Genomic DNA, 18,154 nt, shown 5'->3' on the forward strand with positions numbered 1-18,154 from the left:
GAAACGCGGCTTTTCAGGACTGGTTCCGTGTCCTCATGCGTGTCGTGCACTTCCCGACGATTTTAGTCCTTGATCCAGTCGGCGCAACGCGTCGGCTGTGACGTGCCCCAGGGCATGATTGGCACCGAGGACGTGGAGTTCTTCGGGCTGCCCTCGATCAATTTGTCCGTATAAATTACGTAAACCAACACGTTTCTTCGCGCGTCGCAGCCTCTAACGAGGCGCATCTTTTTGAAGAAGAGGGAGCGCCGCTGGCGGAAGGCTTCCGCTCCTTGCTCCAGTTGCCGGGTGAATGTGACAGGGCCCACCTGACGGCAGGAAAGGGAGGCATCCGATAGTTGTTCGGCGACGCCGAGCCATCCGGTCCATCCACCCTTTTCCGGCACCGTGAAATAGCATGTCACGCCCTGAACATCTGGGTCGTCGATCGCATACGTCGCGAGTTTATGGTCCGGCGACAGGAACTTCCAGACGGTTGTCTTTTTGAAGATGAGCTCCGGCTCATCGTCGGCTTGAGCGTTGCCGGTTCCCATAACGATGGTGGCATATATTGAAAGGAGAATAAGGATACGCAACAGCGGGCCTCTCGATGACGCTTGGTGATCTCGGGAACGCGTGCCGACGACCAACCGAGCTATGCGGCAGCAATCAACGTCTTGAGACATAGTTCGTTCCCGCCAGATTGCGAGAAGCGGTCAGCCCAACTCCACATTTTCTGTTTGCGTATAAGCCAACGCTGTCTCCACATCCTTTGCGTACCGCACCAACGGCCGGCGCAAGCCGTCGCGCAAGAGCGAACGCCGCACGCTTTTTGAAGCTCCTGTCAGATAAACCGTGGCGCCCGCAGACTGGAGTTTGCTGGCAAAGCGTTTAAGTGCGTTCGCTGCCGTACTGTCCACCAGCGGCACCTCCGTAAGATCGAGCACGAACAGCTTCGGCGTCGATCCGATACGGTCGAGAACGCTGCTGACGGCGGTTGTTGCTCCGAAGAACAGCGCTCCGCGAACCCGATAGACGATCACGTCGCGTCCCATCTGTGATGGTTCGTAAGAGGTGCGGGTGGATCCCACATCGTCGGCGACATCCTCGGGGACCAAGGGGATTTCGCTGTCGACCCGAGTGGACTCGGCCATGCGATGCAGGAACTGGAAGGCTCCTAGGACAACGCCGACACCTATTGCCATGGTGAGGTCTTCAAAGACCGTCAACAGGAAGGTGGCAAGAAGGATCAGGCGATCCCCCGTCGAGGATTTGATGAGGGCAATGAACTCCTCTCGCTCGGCCATGTTCCAGGCGACGACCACGAGCACCGCGCTCAAGGTCGCGAGGGGTATGTATGACGCCAATGGGGCGGCCACGGCCATGAATAGAAGAAGATAGACGGAGTGGAACACCCCGGCGAGCGGGCCCTTGGCTCCAGACCTCACATTCGTCGCCGTACGCGCAATCGTCCCCGTTGCGGGCATGCCGCTAAAGACAACCGATGCCATATTTGCCCCGCCTTGCGCCACGAGTTCGCAATTCGATCTATGGCGGCGCCCAGTCATCCCGTCGGCAACGACAGCGGACAGAAGCGACTCGATAGCGCCGAGCAAAGCAATTGCGATGGCGTCAGGAAGGACGGCGCGCACCTTTTCAAAACTAAAGGCGGGCAACGCGGGTTCGGGCAGCGTGGAGGGTACCCCACCGAACCGTGTACCAATCGTGGCGATATCAAGCTGGAATACGTAGGCCAGTACAGAACCAGCCACGACCGCGATCAGGAATGCCGGCCACGTTGGCCGCACTCTTCGAACAAACGAGATCAACGCGATGGATAAAACGGCGACGGCAGCGGCAGCCGAATTCCACGTTGGCAGCGCTCCAACGAGAACTTCGAGTTTGGGAATAAGAGCTGCAGGTTCCTTTTCAACAGCCAGCCCAAGAAACTCTTTGAGCTGGCTCGAAAGGATGATCACGGCGATGCCAGCCGTGAAGCCGATCGTGACAGGATACGGAATATACTTGATGTAGGTTCCAAGCCGCAGGAACCCGATCGCCATCATCAGGAGGCCGGCCATCAACGTGGCGAGCACCAGCCCGTCGTAGCCGTGCCGCTCGACAATAGTGGCAATAAGGACAATGAACGCGCCGGCGGGCCCGCCAATCTGAAAACGGCTTCCACCGAAGACAGATATGATGAAACCGCCGATGATAGCGGTATACAGCCCCTTAGCCGGATCTAGCCCGCAGGCAATCGCAATTGCCATCGACAGCGGCAATGCGACGATGGCGACGGTCAATCCAGCTATAGCATCATTGCGCAAATCCGCGAGGTGATAGCCCTCGCGAAGCACCGTGATCAGTTTCGGCGTAAAGAGCTCGGCAAACGTCGGCTCCGGCGGACGCACAGATTTCTGCAAATCAGCACCCGGCCGGGGGTCCAGTGAGGGCCCACGGTCGCTCCCCATGTAATTTCGTAAGCGCGCTCATATTGAGCTTGTTCGGAGAGCTTGACCATTGGACGAATTGATGCGCGACCGCCTCCAGCCATGAACTGGGAGCAGCGCGGGCTGAGTGGAGATCGCCCGCTCTGCAAAATCATGGGCTGGCGCCGCCCATCGTTCCCCCAAATCAAGCACCGTTATGGTGCCTGCAACGGTGGCAGCAGCCGTCTTAGTAACTTGAATTTCGCTATTCTGAAACGCAGCGAACTGCGACGGCTAGGGCCACTTTGCTCACCTCCAGAGGGGATGAACCATACCCTATTGCGGTTGGTTCTTGGTCCCTTGGAGCTCCTTCGTAACCTCCGACTCCTTGATCGTCAGCATAAGGGCGTCGGGCTTGACCTCTTGAATTTGGTCTGAGGTGATCCTGTAGCGCGTGGCGCCAATGCCTAGGAAACTACCCGTGTCCATGAACACTTCAGTGACGTTGTTGTTGGGGTCACGATTGATCTCAATAATCTCCCCGATCTTCCTGTTGTCGCTGCTGTATACCGGTTTCGCAATCCAGTTCTTCGCCTCATCTGCTGTGACAGTAAAGGTTACGCGATTGGGAGCTGTAGTCCGGGACTCTATTTTGGCCGGTGGGAGGGTTGCGACTTCTTTGGTCGGGTTCCGAAGCAGATACCAAGCAAGGGCGCCCACGGCTAGAATACCGAGCGCAGGCAACACCCACCCGAGATTCGACGAAGTTGGTTGTGGCTTAGCGTAGGCGGGTTTGAAGCTTGACGCTTTAACGCCGCCGATGCCATCGAGAATACCAGTATCCTTGAGGTGTTCGGCGAAGCCAGCTGGAAGCGCGCGGGAGATATTGTCCTTCTGCGACGCAAGAAGGCCTCCGAGCGCCGCAGCGTCTAGCCCTTGTGTGCGCTGCTGTTGTCCCAGAACGCCCAACACGACAGGCCCAAGCAATCCCATAAGACTCTTTGAAGATTCTGCGCCGACACCGGCATATCGGCCGATCGAGTTGGTAAGCGCCGACATCGTCGTACTACCAAGAAGCGATGACAGGGAGTTCGCACCGCGATCAATAAAAGCCGTTTTCCCGGAGGCACCGAGCGTGCTGGCTAAGCTCGAAAGCACACTAGGATCTTGCTGGGAGACCGTCTTGAGCAATGCTGAGGCACCTGCCGGTTTGGAGACGAGCGAAGTGAGCGCAGCCAGCAGACCAGGGACACCTGCCTGGATCGCTCTTCCGACCTTTGCCTTGTCTAAGCCAAGGCTTGAGGCGATGCGCGCCACGACATCAGAGTTGAGGACTTGGGTGATAGTGGAGACCAAATTCGTCGTCATGGGAAACTCCTTGCAGTTATCCCCCGAAGACAAACCCCACCATCCAAGAAATTAATGACTATTCTTAGGGCAATTTAATCTTCTTCATACATGTTCTGAGCCCGTTCTTCCAGATCTATCGTGAACTGTGTTCGGTAACAAACGGGTTCCAGTTTTTGAGAGCTCTCTCGTCGCGATATCTGCTTTGGGTCAAAATGGGCGGTCAGCCACGGCGAAGGCTCGTCAGCGAAGCACAGACCATCGTGGCAGGTGAGCAGTGACCGCAATTCAACGTTTTTATGCAGATGGGGACATCATCTCAGCCTGTCCATTCTAACGGCGCCGCAACTCCATCTTCCCGGTTCCTTTTGGCGATGAAAAGGTCACGGTCTGGCGAGATCCATGCACGACCACCCGAACGCGGCCGGAGATGTCGAACTGACCATTATAAAAATCGCCGACATAGCGATCTTCGGACACTTTCAAGACCGTGCCGGTTTGATGAATCTTGTTGGAAGGAGTTGCGCAAGTCGCCGTCACGCCGAAAACTTTGTCCGTCTGTCGATCGTAGCTAACGCGACAGCGAACCTTCTCGCTATCTCCAGAACTGGGTTTGACGAAGCCGCCGCCGCTCCATGTGCCATCTAGCGATGCTGCTGAAGCTGACCCGGGCGCCGCCAGCGCCAGCACGGCGGTAACGAAAAGCAACTTGGATTTGTTCATATCCAATCCCATGTAACTAAGGACTCCCTCCTGCAGGATTCCGCGGCCATCCTAAGGACCTTCTGCATAATCCAGTTTAACGCGCCACACTCGGTATGATCGACCCAAAATTCATACATTTTGTTTATATTAATGGGTCCTTTCAGGGTTGTTATGCGACCGAAAGAAACAAAATCTATGGCTTATTTATAATGATTTGGGGCTGTCTGCTAAGATGCAATGAGAACCCGGTAAAAATACTATGTCGATTGTGGCGGCAAATGTGGCAACAGCCGCCGGTGCACCGTAGCGGCATCGTTGAAAATGAGGCAGTCCATGGCGTGGTCATTCAAGCTGTTTGAAGTGGGCGGCACAAGCATTCGGGTGCATTTTACGTTTCTCTTGCTGCTGGTGTGGTTGGGAACAGTCTTTTGGCTTCAGGCCGGCCCAGTCGCCGCTTTGGATGGCATTGTCTTCGTAACGTTGCTGTTTGCCTGCGTCGTGCTCCACGAATTTGGCCATGTCGTAGCCGCGCGCCATTACGGAATAAAAACCCGAGATATCACACTGCTTCCCATCGGCGGTCTCGCCGCGCTTGACCGTATGCCCGAAAAACCGGGTCAGGAAGTCGTCGTCGCACTCGCAGGACCGGCCGTTAACGTTGCGATAGCCGGCGTTCTGATGCTTCTCTTTGGCGCAAAAGTGGATCTGACCGTTCCGCAGATTTCCTCGCAATTTGGAGCGGATCTCGCGAGCCGACTTGTCACGGTTAATTTAGCCTTGGCGATCTTCAATCTTATTCCAGCCTTCCCGATGGACGGCGGGCGCGTTCTGCGAGCTTTGTTGGGGTTCGCCATGAGCTACCAGGCGGCGACCCGTGTGGCGGCCAGGGTTGGGCAGGCTCTCGCGATCGTATTCGGTTTCCTCGGATTGTTGGGCAATCCGTTTCTGGTGCTTATAGCAATCTTCATCTTCCTGGCGGCGGGCGCTGAAGCATATAGCGCCAACATGCGCGACTTCGTGCGTGGACGCCATGCGGGAGATGTCATGATCACGGAATTCGAGAGCCTAGAGCCAAACTCGGACATCGACCACGCTGCAGATCTTCTGCTGAAGACCACGCAGCAGGAATTTCCGGTGGTGGATGGCGCACGGCGACTGCGGGGACTGTTGACGCGTCAATCAATCATAGAGGCGCTGGCAGCCAGCGGCGGGAAGACGCCGGTTCTCAACGTCATGAAGCGCGACGTTCCTGAGCGGCCCATCAATGCGCCCCTCGAAGCCGTCGTTAAACTTCTCCAGGAAAAGGCTGCCCCAGCTGTCGGAATAGTAGATGCCGACAAGCGGCTTCTGGGGTACGTGACCTGGGAAAACATGGCAGAATTTTTCATGTTGCGCGCCGCCGGCATGCAATCCGGACGTCCCGCGGCGCCGGGCCGGTCCTCTCAGGACGTCGACGCCCTTCGATAATCCGCGCAAAGCGATTTTTTAGAAACGGCGGGAGATACCGATGAACGGGTTGATCCTGTCGGCGGCAGGCGAGACACCTACGTTGAGGCCAATATCGAGTTGTGTATTGCTGTTGACGGCATAGGTGAGCCCCGTTCCAAGAAAGACGGCATCGCCGCGCGGATCATCCGTCTCGAATGCCACGCCCACTTCATAATAGCTTCCCAAACGGTCAGTCCATTCGTATGACACGGCTGCTGTCACCAGATATTCAGTGCGGTAGCTCGATGTTTCCTCCGACTTCGTAGAGACAAATCCGGCGTTGAGCCCGAAGCCGATCTTGTCCGACAGCTGTAGTGCGAAAGGCACGATAAGACCTGCCGAAAACCCTGCCGCACTGACATCGTTACTACGCTCTGTAGGCAGAGTGACGAACGGGAGTAGAGCAAACGCGCTCGTGCCCAAGTCGCCGAACAAGTCATTACCCCAAAGATTGATCTTGCCGCGTATGTCGACGCTGCCGATGCCCGAGCTCCTGGATGCAGGCCCCGACAGAAGTGAGCTCGTCTGCACCACTCCGTAGGGCTGCCAGACAAGGTTCAGCTCGGCAAAACTCGTGACACCAATGCGGATGTTCGTCGTGCCGATCTCATAAGTGTCGGTCCTGAAGCCATCACTGTCACGCGTGGATCGCGAAAACCCAAAGATGTTGGTCTCAACCTGTGCGTGCCCGGCATCGATAGTGAAAGGGCTCTCTGTTGCATCAGGCCGGTCCGTCGACATGTCCCGCATCAGGTGATCTGGTGTTGGAGCAAAAACCGAATACCGCCGCTTTGTGCTGTCGCCAGCCACAGCCTCTAAAGAACCGCCTACGGGCAACACGAGCAGGCCTGCGCCGACGAGAAGGCCAACAAAATTGATGCGCATTCGGAATGTCCCATTCAGTTAGGTGATGAATAGGAAATTAGGTTATGCTAACTTTTGCAGTCAAGGGCAATAAGTTTAATGTTATAGTGTCTCCAGTGATCTGCGTGTGGGAGGGGGAGACGGAGGTGAGAGGGGGCACCAAGAATGCGCTCAAGAAGCTCGTCACCAGCGCTGCGGAACTGTTGCGAGTCGCGATCAGAACGCACAGGTCAAAGGAAATGCGCCGATGGTTCAGCCGCCGGGCTGACGAGGCAAAAGCGCTCAACGAAAGCGTTGGATCGAAGAAAGAGACAATGCCGTTTCTGCTCGCAAACACGAGTCCAGCAGTGGAACGAAATCGTCGTCACGCCAGACAGAACGACATGCCGAGGAGATCGAAGCACGACGAATATTCGTCGGTTATGAGGCAGAGGGAGACAGTGTCTCCCTCCCCTGTAAATTGTCAGAACGTGACCTTCACACCGCCATACGCCGCAACCGGTGGCGCCGGTACGATCGACCGGGGGTTAGTGAACTCAAAGCCGGGGCCCACGGGATCCGTCGGGGCCTCATCTGCCTCAAACAACGTACCAAACAGTCCGTACCGTTGGTCGAAGATGTTATTTACGAAGCCGTAAATCTGAACGTTGTCAGTCAGCTGATATGACGTCGACACGTCGACGCGCGTGTATCCGCCAACTTGCTGCAGAAGATTAGCCTCGTCGCCGAGGTGGTACTGTCCTGAAGCAGCAACAAGGTCAGCACCAACCTTCCAGCGATCCGTCACCCAGTAATCGAAGCCCGCCTTGATGCGATGGGCGGGGATCCCCGGAATATTGTCACCGGGAGAGACATTGATGCAGGAAGTATCAGGATCGCCGACGCATGGTGTGCCCAAGGGATGCGCGGGTGACTGGAACTCATTCGCAGTCTCAAATGTAGCACTTACATAGCTGTAGCCTGCATAAAGAGACCAGACACTGTTGGAATAGCGCATGCCAGCCTCAACACCCTGACGAAGCGTGTCGCCTGCGTTGAAGAAGTAGCCGCGACCCGTCTGTGCGGCCGAAACAAACAGAATGTCGTCCGTGTTCTGAGTGCGGAACAATCCAACACCCCAGTCGAAGCGCTGCGAGCCGTCAAAGGACTTCATCCGTCCCCGCAGACCAGCTTCCCACGTGTCCGAGACCACTTGTTCCAGCGGAGGATCGTCCGTCAGGAAGCTCTCGATTGGGCACGGATTTTCCGGGTTTGCGCAGGCCAATTCGGCGGGAGTGGGCGCACGGTTTGCTTCCGAATAGCCGGCGTAGAGTGAAATGCCGGGCATGAATTCGTAGGTCGCGCCGACGCTTGGGTTGAAACGCTCGAAACTGTGATCTCGCGTAATTCCATCGAACTCACCGGTGAGGTCGACCATGTCTATGGCAGCGTAATTGTAACGGCCGCCGACGGTCACAGCCAGCTGGTCGGTAAGGTCGAGCGTGTTCGTAAAGTAGACACCGACATATTCAGTCTGAACATCGACATCGCGACCGATAAAGTCATCAGGTCCGCCGAGGATGATACCTGACCCGTCCACAACGAAACGCGGGCCAATGGTACCGATCTCCGATGAGGTGCCGTACCGAACCGAGCCGCGATCATAACTCGCACCGAACAAAAACTGATTTTTGAAGCCAAACAGATCTGACTTCTCAACAGCCTGGACGGAACCGCCCCAGCTTTCTGCCTTTTGGTTGATCCGGTCGATAACGCCGAAGGGTTCGCCACCGGCAGCGTCGCCGTCTATCGGATTACCGTCGAGGTCACGAAGCTGTTGAATTTCGTTGTTCTCAAGTTCTTCCGAACAAACGTTATCCGCGTTGAAGTCGGCTTCCGTCGTCGCGCCCGGGTTTTCGGCGAGAACTTCACCGCACTCTTCACCCTCCAGAACGTTGCCGTCGATGAGGTTGGACCTGTAGCGGCGGTAGTAGGCGAGACCGGAGAAGGTTAGCGTGTCCGTTGCCTTCACCGACGCGTTGATCGACGGCATCAGCAGTTCAAGGTCAGTCGTTTGCGGGGAGGTGAAGGTACGCTCCCACCCAAGATTCAGGAGCTCTTCTGGAGACGCCGCAACGACACCTGCCGAGCTGCCTGCCCAGGTGAGATTAAAGTGCATCTCAACGGCAGAGCCGCGGAAACCCAAATCCGTATACATGCGCTCAAGGTCAGCATCGGAAAAATCGCGATAGCCATCATCCATGATTTTCTGGCCAGCAAAGTAGATTGCTGCCGGACCGCTCTGCATACCGACCTGAGTCGATACTTGCTTGCGTCCAAAGGAACCGCCCATGACGTCGATTTCGACACCCTGGAAGCTAAAGCCGTCCTTCATAAGAATTGACGCACCGCCACCGATAGCATTGAGTCCGTAAACCGGGTTGCCGCTGAGGATCGTTATATCGCTAATGGCATTTGACGGAATGAGATCCCAATTGACGACATCCCCGAAGACTTCATTGATGCGCACACCATTTTGATAGACAGCGACGCCCTGGGGGAAACCGGTGATGGAGCCCGCCCCAAAGCCGCGATAATCGAGCTGGGTACGGAACGTCGAGCCGCCGGCATCCATAAGAATGACACCAGGCACATGTTTTTGCAGGGCATCCTGCGTCTCAACACGGCCGTTGTCCAAGATCATCGTAGACGAAACCGTGCTGACGCCACCCGGGTATTTCCCAACCGGAATCTCTCCTCCCGACGGGGACATGGGGACAAGGTCACCGTTGGCGCGTCCAGCTGCTGTAGAAACGGGTGCGCTAGGAGACGAAACGGCCTCTGGCGGAAGCGGCTCGGGTGAAACCACAGGTTGAGCTACAGGTGTCGCTTTCTGCTTCTGTTTCGGAGCCGCCTTCGCCGCTTTGGCCTTGGGTTGATCCTGAATGACCTCGACCGCTGGCAAGTCAGCACCGGTTGGCTCGCCACTTACGGGCGCCTGACCGTTCTGAGTGGTGGCGGGTGTATCTGTTGTCGCTGGCTGTTGCTCGGTGCCTTGGGCTAGAGCCAAGGTTGGCCATAACAGCAAAGCTATTCCCGTACTGAATGCGCAATGCCTCAAAATATTAAAAATCATTAGCCCCCCCTAGGACTGGAGCACGAGACGCTCTTTCTCACCACACGTGCCACCGGATATCGAGATACGGTCAGCAACTCTCATGCGGGTCGACCGAAAGGGAAAAATTCCCAAAAATGGTGGGAAATAATCCCGATTTTACTTATTTTTCCAAGACTTAACGGGTAATACTGAAAACCGTTGAACACAAATTGGTCAATAATGGAAACCGGATTTGGAATGTATGGAATGCATGTTTTAGAAGCGGGTGTGACCACAACACATCACGACGGCACCGCAACAAAAGCAGGCAATCCAACACAATTGAGTTTGACCGTGATTCGCGGAGCTTTAGGGAGATATGCAACTAGAGTGACACTAGACCCCGAAGGGGTAAGTGTCAGGGAGGCCCTCCAGTTCTTTCGTATCTAACGGAGTGATCGCCGACGTCTCGTCAAACCAGAAGTAGTCGTCGAACTGCTTTGGCAGAACGGCTTGAAAATAGTGGCTGGCGAGTTCCGTTTCTGGACTGTAGATGACGCCGATCGCACGCTCGAGCCGCGGCGTTCCGAGGACGTTGTAAAGGTCCGATTTTCCGTTCTGAGCAACGTTCAAAAGGAAACGTGAGCTGTTGCCAGCTTGGGAGGCCTTGTGAAACAGCCGCTCATAGCTATTGCTGACGGCGGGCCGAACTGTCTTGACCTCCATCGGCCCGTCCCAGTTCGATGCTGCGGCGACCTGGCCATGGTCAGTTCCAAACCCGATGGTGTAGACACCCCGTCCGAATTCGGCACGGCAAAGTTGTCCAAGGTTATGTTCGCCGCGCAGCGCCATCTCTGTCGCGAGCGCGTCTCCGACGTGAGAATTGTGAGCCCAGACGATCGTCTTCGAGTTCGCGCCATAAAATTCGAGAAGAGACGTCAGCGTTTCGAACATGTGGCGATCGCGCAAATTCCATGACGCGCGCGAGCCGTAATACATGATCCGATAATAGCGTTCTGCATTGGCGACGAGCTTGGCGTTCTGCACCGCATCGAAATAGCGATCTCCATCGCGTAACGCATAGGCGTGTCGCCGTTCCAGCAAGCTCGAAAGCATACGCGCCACCGGGTCTTCGCAACTCCGAAACCGACCAGTGAGTGCGGCCCGACCATAGGTGGCGGGATCGCTTTGCCACGGCGTTAAGCAGCCGTAGCGTTCGCGTGCTGTCTCCGCCGCTTCAGGGTCGACGTCGTCGAGATAGGCAAGAACGGATCGGATTGACGTATACAGACTGTAAAGATCAAGGCCATGAAACGCGACGCGTTGCTCTGGTTGCTTTGCTTCGTTGTAATCGCGTAGCCAGTCGACGAACGATTGCACCTCTCGGTTCCGCCACATCCACGTGGGAAAGCGGGCGAAAGCCGTCCATTCCGAAGCCGGATATTCAAAGTGACGGACATAGTGATCCACTCGCGCAGCATCCGGCCAGTCACCTTCAATCGCGATGAAGCGAAAGCCCTTCTTTAAGATGAGTTCCTGAGAGAGACGCTCTCGCATTCTGTAAAATTCGGACGTGCCATGCGTCGCTTCACCGAGAAGCACAACGCGTGCATCGCCAATCCGCGCGATCAATGCATCAAGATCAGCATCTTCCATGCTGTCAAACGGTTCCGAAAATTCGCGTACGGTGCTGATAGCAGAATCGTCAGGGTCGGCGGATCTACGAGTGCGTTGACGCGGAGAGGATTGCGCCCTCCCCGAAGCCCAGCCTTCTTCCCCCACGAGCGGAACAAACCGTACGTCAGCAATGTCTTCGCTCTCAAAGGCATCGTCACCCACGCGGGTGACACGTACGAGTTCCTGAGCGCGGGGATCGGTCCCTATGGGGATCACAAGCCGGCCGCCGATTTTGAGTTGGCGCTTCAGGGAAGCTGGGACCTCCGGGCCGCCAGCTGCAACGATGATCGCGTCGTAGGGAGCGTGCTCGGGCCAGCCCCGCGTCCCGTCCGCATGAAGTACGTGAACGTTGCGATATCCGAGGTCAGAAAGCTTTGCAGCTGCTGTCACCGCGAGTTCACCAAGCCGCTCGACCGTGTAGACATCGCTGGCGATTTCCGAGAGTACAGCGGCGGCATATCCTGACCCCGTCCCGATTTCGAGAACCTTCTCACCACCTTCGAGGTTCAACGCTTCCGTCATAAACGCAACGATGTAGGGCTGCGAAATCGTCTGGCCTTCCTCAATGGGAAGCGGCGTGTCGTCATAAGCGAACTCCTGCATATGCTCGGGGAGGAATTGCTCGCGTGGGACACGCTCCATCGCTTTGAGCACGTGCTCTGACTCAACGCCGCGTGCCGCGATCTGATTGTGAACCATCGCTCGCCGGCGGGCCGAGAAATCCAGTGTCTTACTCTGCTTATCTTGACTTGGCGCATGGCGTTGATCGCTCATATGCACCTCCTGTGCGGCGGGAGTTCTAGATGCGTTGCTGATATGTACGCGCTGTCTCAGGCCATAGTTGCTTTATGTCAGCCGGCAGTTGGCCAATTACCTGCGAAACTTCTCCTGGATCGCAGTGATGGGCAATTAGCGCGAAGACGTCACGGACCGCTTGTTCCGGCGGAACGGGACGCGGCAAAAGCTTCATCAAAACTTCATCGAGAAATTTCTGCTTTGAGCGAATTCGTTCCGGCGTGCGCGAGGGACGCCATCCCTCGTAATAAATCCCACGGAGGAGTGTTGGTAATTGCGCGCCAAATTCGATGGCTTCTTCGAGGGTCAGACGGTCACGCAGTTGATGCAAGACCGCACGTAAGACACTCAACGCGGCCGCCTCGTCATCAAGGTCGGCGTTATCGCGCAGCTCTTTAAGCCACTCTTGGGTCTGCTGCACGGTATGTGAGACCGTTGCGGGTAGCGTCATGGCTGATACTCCGAAAGCGTAAGCGGAGTTCGGCCCCCCGATATTTTCACGACCTCCTTCATTCCCGCCATATCGGCAAGAACGACTCGTCTCCAAATTTAGTTCTTCTGTCTATTCAGGCGTGATGTGCCGATAAGGCGGTCATCGCTTCGCCGGTCAGCTCATGTGACGCGGCATGTGAGATATCTCCCACGCTCAAGATGCCTACCATCCGCTTCTCGTCGTTGATGACCGGCAAACGGCGAACCTGCTTTTGCTCCATGATACGCAACGCATCTTCGAGATCTTCCGTATCGCGGCAATAAAATATGCCTTCGCTCATCACGTCTCGGGCCGTCAGCCGGGAACAGTCCTTGCCATCGGCAACAGCACGGCATGCGATATCGCGATCAGTTACCATACCGATAAGTCTATCGTTTTCTCCGACGGGAATGGACCCAACGTCCAGATCCTTCATGCGTTTGGCGATTTCTGACAACGGCGTATCCGGGCCAACCCATTGGGCACCGGAGTGCATGACGTCTTTGACTTTCATTTTGCGTACTCCGAACTAGCGTTTTCGCACGACCACGGCCGAGGTCGAGGTCGAGGTCACTGAGATCGTATCATCTCTCCGCGGTTTGAAAAATCGCGTTGATCTGGGTCAAGCTGCGGGTGGCTCAAGCCAGTGCGCACCGTGCAATTATCCTCCTTTTGTCGGGGCCGCTTGCGAGAAAACCATTGCTTTGCCTAAGATGCATCGAGGTAGGAAACGGATAATTCCAGTGGGCAGAGGGCAGTCGTGAAAGGCAAGCGGCAGCGGATCGAGCCCTATTTGCGTCGCTTATACGGTTACGCGTTCAGCCTCACGCACGACGCTGACATTGCGCGCGAGCTTTTACATGAGGCTGTAGTCAAAGCTCTGGCGGCCAGGGAAGTTCCCTGCGACGAGCCCGCGTATAGGGCATGGCTTTTTCGCATTCTCCGCAACGCCTTTACCGACCGGCATCGCCGTCAGCGCGATATCGAGTGGGCCGCGGACCTTGGCGAGGAAGACATCGGTATGTGGGATTTCGGGTCCGAAACCCAGCAAGTCAATGTATTGGCGGTCCGTATGGCCTTTGGCGAATTGCCAGTCGCGCACCGGGAGATTATCGGTGCCATCGATATATCAGGTCTGACTTATGCCGAAGCGGCGGATCTACTTCAGGTTCCGGTAGGTACGATCATGAGCCGCATTTCCCGAGCGCGTGCAGCCCTATACAAAGCAATGGCGAAAACCAGAGCGGAAACGACGATCGAGTTTCTACCCGTGCAAAGGGCAGGCAGAAAGGGCAGCAGTTAATGACAAGCCAGCGTATCGGTATCGAAACGCTGAGTGCTTACGTCGACGGTGAACTAACGCCGGCGGAAGCTGCTGACGTCGCCCGCGCAGCGGCGCGGGATCGGGCTATAGCCGCACAAATCGCCTCCCTGCGCGAGATGAAAGCCGCGATCGCGGACTTGGCACCGACCGTTACGCTGCGGATGCCGGAAAAGCCGAAACGTTGGCCATTTGCCCTGCCAGCGATGGCTGCGGCAGCGTCTTTGGCTGCTGTGTTGATCTTGGCTGTCGTACTATCCGGCCACTTCGATCCGAAGCCGGGAACGCCATTGACAGCCCTGTTCGAAACGCACCATCGTGACTGGACCTTCGATCGCTCGGCGCCGGCAGGGGGGCTAGCGCGCGTGGATTATGCTGGGTCACAGCCTGAGATGCTGGACCTGACGGCCGCTCAACTCGCGTTCGCGGGTCGTGAGAGCTTTGTGTACGACGGCAGGATACTTGATCGGCTTGGTTACGAGGGTACGCGCGGTTGCCGCCTGAGTTTGTTCAAGATTCCACAGGGAGTAGAGATTACGGCCAACGCATTTGCCCCACCACTGCACGCGCGGGTTTGGACGAGTGGCGGCAACAGCTTCCTTCTTATGGCTCAGGGAATGGCGCCGCGACGCTTCCGGGAACTCGCGACCGTCATCGAAAGTGCGATCCGTAGCCAACGGCCCTTTGATGCGAAAACGCGCCAGCGGCTCGCACAAGCCCGAGCCGCAAGCCGCCCGTGCCAAGCTTGAACGGCCCTCTCCTACGCACCATAAATTTTTTCCAAGGCGCATGGAATAAACGCGACCCCTGAAACGTCTTCTCTCAATAAGCCGTCGTCTGACGAGAACAATAGGGAGGAAACGTATGGGAAAGAAGACCGTGGAACGCGGGCTGTTCGAGCTATTCGAACGGGACGCAGAAATGGCTGACGAGCTCGTGTTTGGCCGCCGTACGGGCGCGGACCGTCGCGGCTTTTTGAAGGGGGCGGGGTTGGCGTCCATGGGAGCCATGCTCGGGGCATCCATTCCCTTCCATCGCAATATGCCGAGCGGCTTCATTCCAGTAGCCCTAGCCGATGTCGCAAAGGTTGAGGGCAAAGACGGGCTCCAGCTCGTCAATGACAAACCCTTGAACGCAGAGACGCCGCCGCACCTGCTCGACGATGCCATCACGCCAACGGCACGGCACTTCATCCGTAACAATGGCAACCCGCCGGAAAACACCGATCCCGCGAACTGGACGATCACGATCGACGGTGAGGTGGAAAAGCCCCTCAAGCTGTCCATTGCTGACCTGAAGAAAGACTTCGACGTTGTCGAACAGGCCATGGTCATCGAATGCGCCGGGAACGGCCGAAGTTTCTTCGATCCTCCCGTGAGCGGCGGGCAGTGGACCTATGGCGCGGTTGGGTGCTCAAAATGGACAGGCGTCAGGCTTGCCGACGTACTGAAAGCTGCAGGCGTTAAAAAGAGCGCGATCTACACCGGACACGAGGGCGCCGATACGCATCTTTCGGGCGACGAGAAAAAGAAAACCTTGTCGCGGGGACTGCCGATTGAAAAGGCGATGGACCCAAATACGCTTATCGCTTTCGAGCAGAATGGCGGGGCATTGCACATCGATAATGGCGCTCCCGTCCGGTTGGTGGCCTCTGGTTATCCGGGATCGTGCTCGCAGAAGTGGCTGACGCGCGTTTGGGTGCGCGACAAAGTCCACGACGGTGCGAAGATGACCGGTAGCTCCTACCGCGTTCCAAACCGACCGGTCGAGCCTGGTGAAAAGGTCGAGGACAAGGATTACGTGATCATCGGGGAAATGCCCGTTAAGTCACTGATCACCTCGCCGATGACCCGCAGTTCGCCCTCAAGTCGAGAGATCGACGTGCGGGGACACGCATGGAGCGGCGCACACGAGGTTGTCGAAGTTGCGGTCTCCTATGACTTTGGTCAGACATGGCAGAAGGCGGAACTCGATAAGCCCGTCAATCCGTTCGCATGGCAGAACTGGCGGACAAAGATAACGTTGCCACAAGCCGGCTACTACGAAATCTGGGCCCGCGCGACGAACGACCAGGGCGTGAGCCAGCCGCACATGATCGTCTGGAACCCCAAGGGCTATCTTAACAACGCCATGCATCGCGTGGCGGTTACCGTTAGCTGACGCTCCGGCGGCGAGGAGCCAGCGCGAAGGGCTCCTCGCACTATTTCAAATTAAAAATGCGGTTGAAAAACATCATGAGCATCATTGCTTTGGCACCAAGGTGGCTCTCCGCCTTGGTTATCGGGATTTGTGTGGTGTTTGCGGGAGTGCCCACCGTTGGCGCTCAGCAACAAGAGGAAGATGAGTACCAGGGCCTGCCGGAAGGTGAGGGGCGAGAGGAAGTCGCGGCCTATTGCGGGGCTTGCCATTCTCTCGGTCTGGTTTCGCAGCAGAAGCTTCCCCGTCATCGCTGGGAGGATTTGCTCGTATGGATGAACGAAAAGCAGGGGATGCCCAAGCTTCCGCCTGAAGATGAAAAGATTGTCCTCGACTATCTCACTGAACACCTGGGCCCGCCGAAGACCCGCCGACGGTTCTGAAGTTTTTGCCCCAGCTAGGAACTGCGCGCCTAGTTCCGAAATGCCTTATCGAGATTTTTGGCTTTGTCGAGGTTCTTGGCCTTGGCCGTATTTTTCATTTCGCCGATATGAGCTGAGTTGAGGTCGGCGCCTTCAAAGTTGGCGCCGGCAACATTGGCGCCAGTGAAGTCGGCTGCCGCGAGCTCGCTGTTTTTCAGGTTTGCGTCTGTAAGATCCGCATCTCGCAAAGAGGCAAATTCCATCATAACCCGGGCCAAATTGGCTTTCCGAAATGACGCTCCATCGAGATTCGCGCTTTTAAGGACGCCCCGCATCAAACCCATCGATTGGTTTGTCTCGTCTGCCGATAGGTTGGCTCCATCAAATTGGGCGTCTTTCAAACTCGCATTTGTGAAATCTGCGGCGACGCGCGCATTGCTCAAGTCCGCACCATCAAGACGGGCATCCCAGAGTTGAGTTGCGAACAGACTGGCACCCTTCAATGACGCACCCGAGAAGTCAGACTTGAGAGCCCAGGCTTGATCCAGAGTGACGCCGTCGAGATTGGAATCTTTGAAGTTCGTCTTATTGATGCGCGCAGCTTGTAGTTTGATCCGTCTGAGATCGAGCCCCGACAGGTCGAGACCGTTCAAACTCTTTCCCGTGAGATCAAGCTCAGCGCCAGCCGGAAGCTCGGCAAGGGATTGGATGACGTCGTCCCGCGACATGTCTGCCTTGGTAAAGGATTCCGAGGTGACATCGAGCCCGGTGAAATCCTGCGAACGCGCAATAGGCGGCGAGATGTTCAGCATCACGAGTGCGAAAGCGGTAACCAGCAGCGCTGGGCGTAGCATGGTTTGTCCTCCGTGCCGGGGCAGGCATGCGCTGGCGACGGATATCCAAAGTCACCACGTTTTACTCAAATGCCTATTCGAAGCCGACCTAACAAGGCGTGCGACCCGCAAAAGGAGAGTAAGGAATGGATAGTCGGCTTTCCGCCGCCAGGTTATCGGAGGGTTGACGGTTGGGGCAGCAGGCTCGGGGATGTTAGCCGTGACGGCCTCCGCTGAGGAGGCGACTGGGCCAACCGGTTCCACAGCCCCTAGCGCGCAACCGCCCGGAGCCTGCACGCTGCTACCCCAAGCGGTTGAAGGTCCGTACTATTTCGATCCGGCACAGATGGCATCTTCAAAGGCGGACAGAGAGAAGGCGGCGGTACGGTATTGGCTATCAAGGAAGAGCCTGATGTGATCGTCGCCTCACTCTTGATTGGCGTCGACCGCACTGGGGAGGCAGCGCGTCAGCCCGGTGGCGTTCGGGGATTTCTGAAAAGCATTTTTGAGGGGGCTGAAAGGTAAGTTCCTTTCTCAAAGTTGGGCCGTTAAAGCAGGAGGCGATTATCCTTAATTGAGGTAAATCAACACGCTTGCCTTCCAAAGAGAT

At 56.5% G+C, this 18,154-nt stretch carries 15 protein-coding genes; 5 read left to right on the plus strand and 10 right to left on the minus strand.

The window, feature by feature from the left end:
• Positions 1–62: 62 nt before the first annotated feature.
• From BLS30_RS10820 to BLS30_RS10835, 4 genes are all read right to left on the minus strand, one after another.
• Positions 63–533, minus strand: a complete 471-nt coding sequence (locus tag BLS30_RS10820) for a CreA family protein (protein WP_090229385.1) — start codon at positions 531–533, stop codon at positions 63–65.
• 162 nt (positions 534–695) lie between these two features.
• Positions 696–2,450: a SulP family inorganic anion transporter gene (locus BLS30_RS10825; protein WP_090228756.1), complete on the minus strand. Its 1,755-nt coding sequence runs from the start codon at positions 2,448–2,450 to the stop codon at positions 696–698.
• Positions 2,451–2,744: 294 nt separating this feature from the next.
• Positions 2,745–3,776, minus strand: a complete 1,032-nt coding sequence (locus BLS30_RS10830) for a DUF937 domain-containing protein (protein ID WP_090228759.1) — start codon at positions 3,774–3,776, stop codon at positions 2,745–2,747.
• A 312-nt stretch (positions 3,777–4,088) separates the two neighbouring features.
• A complete protein-coding gene (locus BLS30_RS10835) occupies positions 4,089–4,478 on the minus strand; it encodes a hypothetical protein (RefSeq protein WP_139165331.1) in 390 nt (129 codons plus the stop codon).
• 315 nt (positions 4,479–4,793) lie between these two features.
• On the opposite strand from BLS30_RS10835, the gene BLS30_RS10840 reads away from it, so the two are divergent.
• Entirely contained in the window at positions 4,794–5,927 is a 1,134-nt protein-coding gene (locus BLS30_RS10840) for a site-2 protease family protein (RefSeq protein ID WP_090228762.1), read from the plus strand.
• A gap of 18 nt (positions 5,928–5,945) precedes the next feature.
• Here BLS30_RS10840 and BLS30_RS10845 read toward each other — a convergent pair whose 3' ends face one another.
• The 5 genes from BLS30_RS10845 to BLS30_RS10865 form a co-directional block, all read right to left on the minus strand.
• Positions 5,946–6,833 (minus strand): transporter, encoded by an 888-nt coding sequence (locus BLS30_RS10845; RefSeq protein WP_090228766.1) that lies wholly within the window; start codon positions 6,831–6,833, stop codon positions 5,946–5,948.
• 442 nt (positions 6,834–7,275) lie between these two features.
• Positions 7,276–9,927, minus strand: coding sequence for a TonB-dependent receptor (locus BLS30_RS10850; RefSeq protein WP_046479193.1), 2,652 nt, complete (start codon positions 9,925–9,927; stop codon positions 7,276–7,278).
• A 357-nt stretch (positions 9,928–10,284) separates the two neighbouring features.
• Positions 10,285–12,339, minus strand: coding sequence for a protein-L-isoaspartate(D-aspartate) O-methyltransferase (locus BLS30_RS10855; RefSeq protein ID WP_090228768.1), 2,055 nt, complete (start codon positions 12,337–12,339; stop codon positions 10,285–10,287).
• 25 nt (positions 12,340–12,364) lie between these two features.
• Positions 12,365–12,811 (minus strand): DUF2267 domain-containing protein, encoded by a 447-nt coding sequence (locus tag BLS30_RS10860; RefSeq protein ID WP_046479191.1) that lies wholly within the window; start codon positions 12,809–12,811, stop codon positions 12,365–12,367.
• Positions 12,812–12,926: 115 nt separating this feature from the next.
• Positions 12,927–13,346 carry a CBS domain-containing protein gene (locus tag BLS30_RS10865; protein WP_046479190.1) on the minus strand — a complete coding sequence of 140 codons (420 nt, stop codon included), beginning with the start codon at positions 13,344–13,346 and terminating at the stop codon, positions 12,927–12,929.
• A 246-nt stretch (positions 13,347–13,592) separates the two neighbouring features.
• Between BLS30_RS10865 and BLS30_RS10870 the strand changes: the two genes are divergently transcribed.
• From BLS30_RS10870 to BLS30_RS10885, 4 genes are all read left to right on the plus strand, one after another.
• Positions 13,593–14,135 carry an RNA polymerase sigma factor gene (locus tag BLS30_RS10870; protein ID WP_046479189.1) on the plus strand — a complete coding sequence of 181 codons (543 nt, stop codon included), beginning with the start codon at positions 13,593–13,595 and terminating at the stop codon, positions 14,133–14,135.
• Complete coding sequence (locus BLS30_RS10875; protein WP_090228771.1) at positions 14,135–14,902, plus strand: hypothetical protein; 768 nt, start codon at positions 14,135–14,137, stop codon at positions 14,900–14,902. Before BLS30_RS10870 ends, BLS30_RS10875 begins: the two co-directional genes overlap by 1 nt.
• 115 nt (positions 14,903–15,017) lie before the next feature.
• Positions 15,018–16,313 (plus strand): sulfite oxidase, encoded by a 1,296-nt coding sequence (locus BLS30_RS10880; protein ID WP_046479187.1) that lies wholly within the window; start codon positions 15,018–15,020, stop codon positions 16,311–16,313.
• A 74-nt stretch (positions 16,314–16,387) separates the two neighbouring features.
• On the plus strand, positions 16,388–16,732 hold the full coding sequence (locus BLS30_RS10885) for a c-type cytochrome (RefSeq protein ID WP_052743887.1): 345 nt from the start codon (positions 16,388–16,390) through the stop codon (positions 16,730–16,732).
• 29 nt (positions 16,733–16,761) lie between these two features.
• On the opposite strand, the gene BLS30_RS10890 is transcribed toward BLS30_RS10885, so the two are convergent.
• Positions 16,762–17,565, minus strand: coding sequence for a pentapeptide repeat-containing protein (locus tag BLS30_RS10890; RefSeq protein ID WP_046479186.1), 804 nt, complete (start codon positions 17,563–17,565; stop codon positions 16,762–16,764).
• Positions 17,566–18,154: the final 589 nt, after the last annotated feature.

It is taken from the genome of Filomicrobium insigne, assembly GCF_900104305.1.
GTDB classification, from domain to species: Bacteria; Pseudomonadota; Alphaproteobacteria; order Rhizobiales; family Hyphomicrobiaceae; genus Filomicrobium; species Filomicrobium insigne.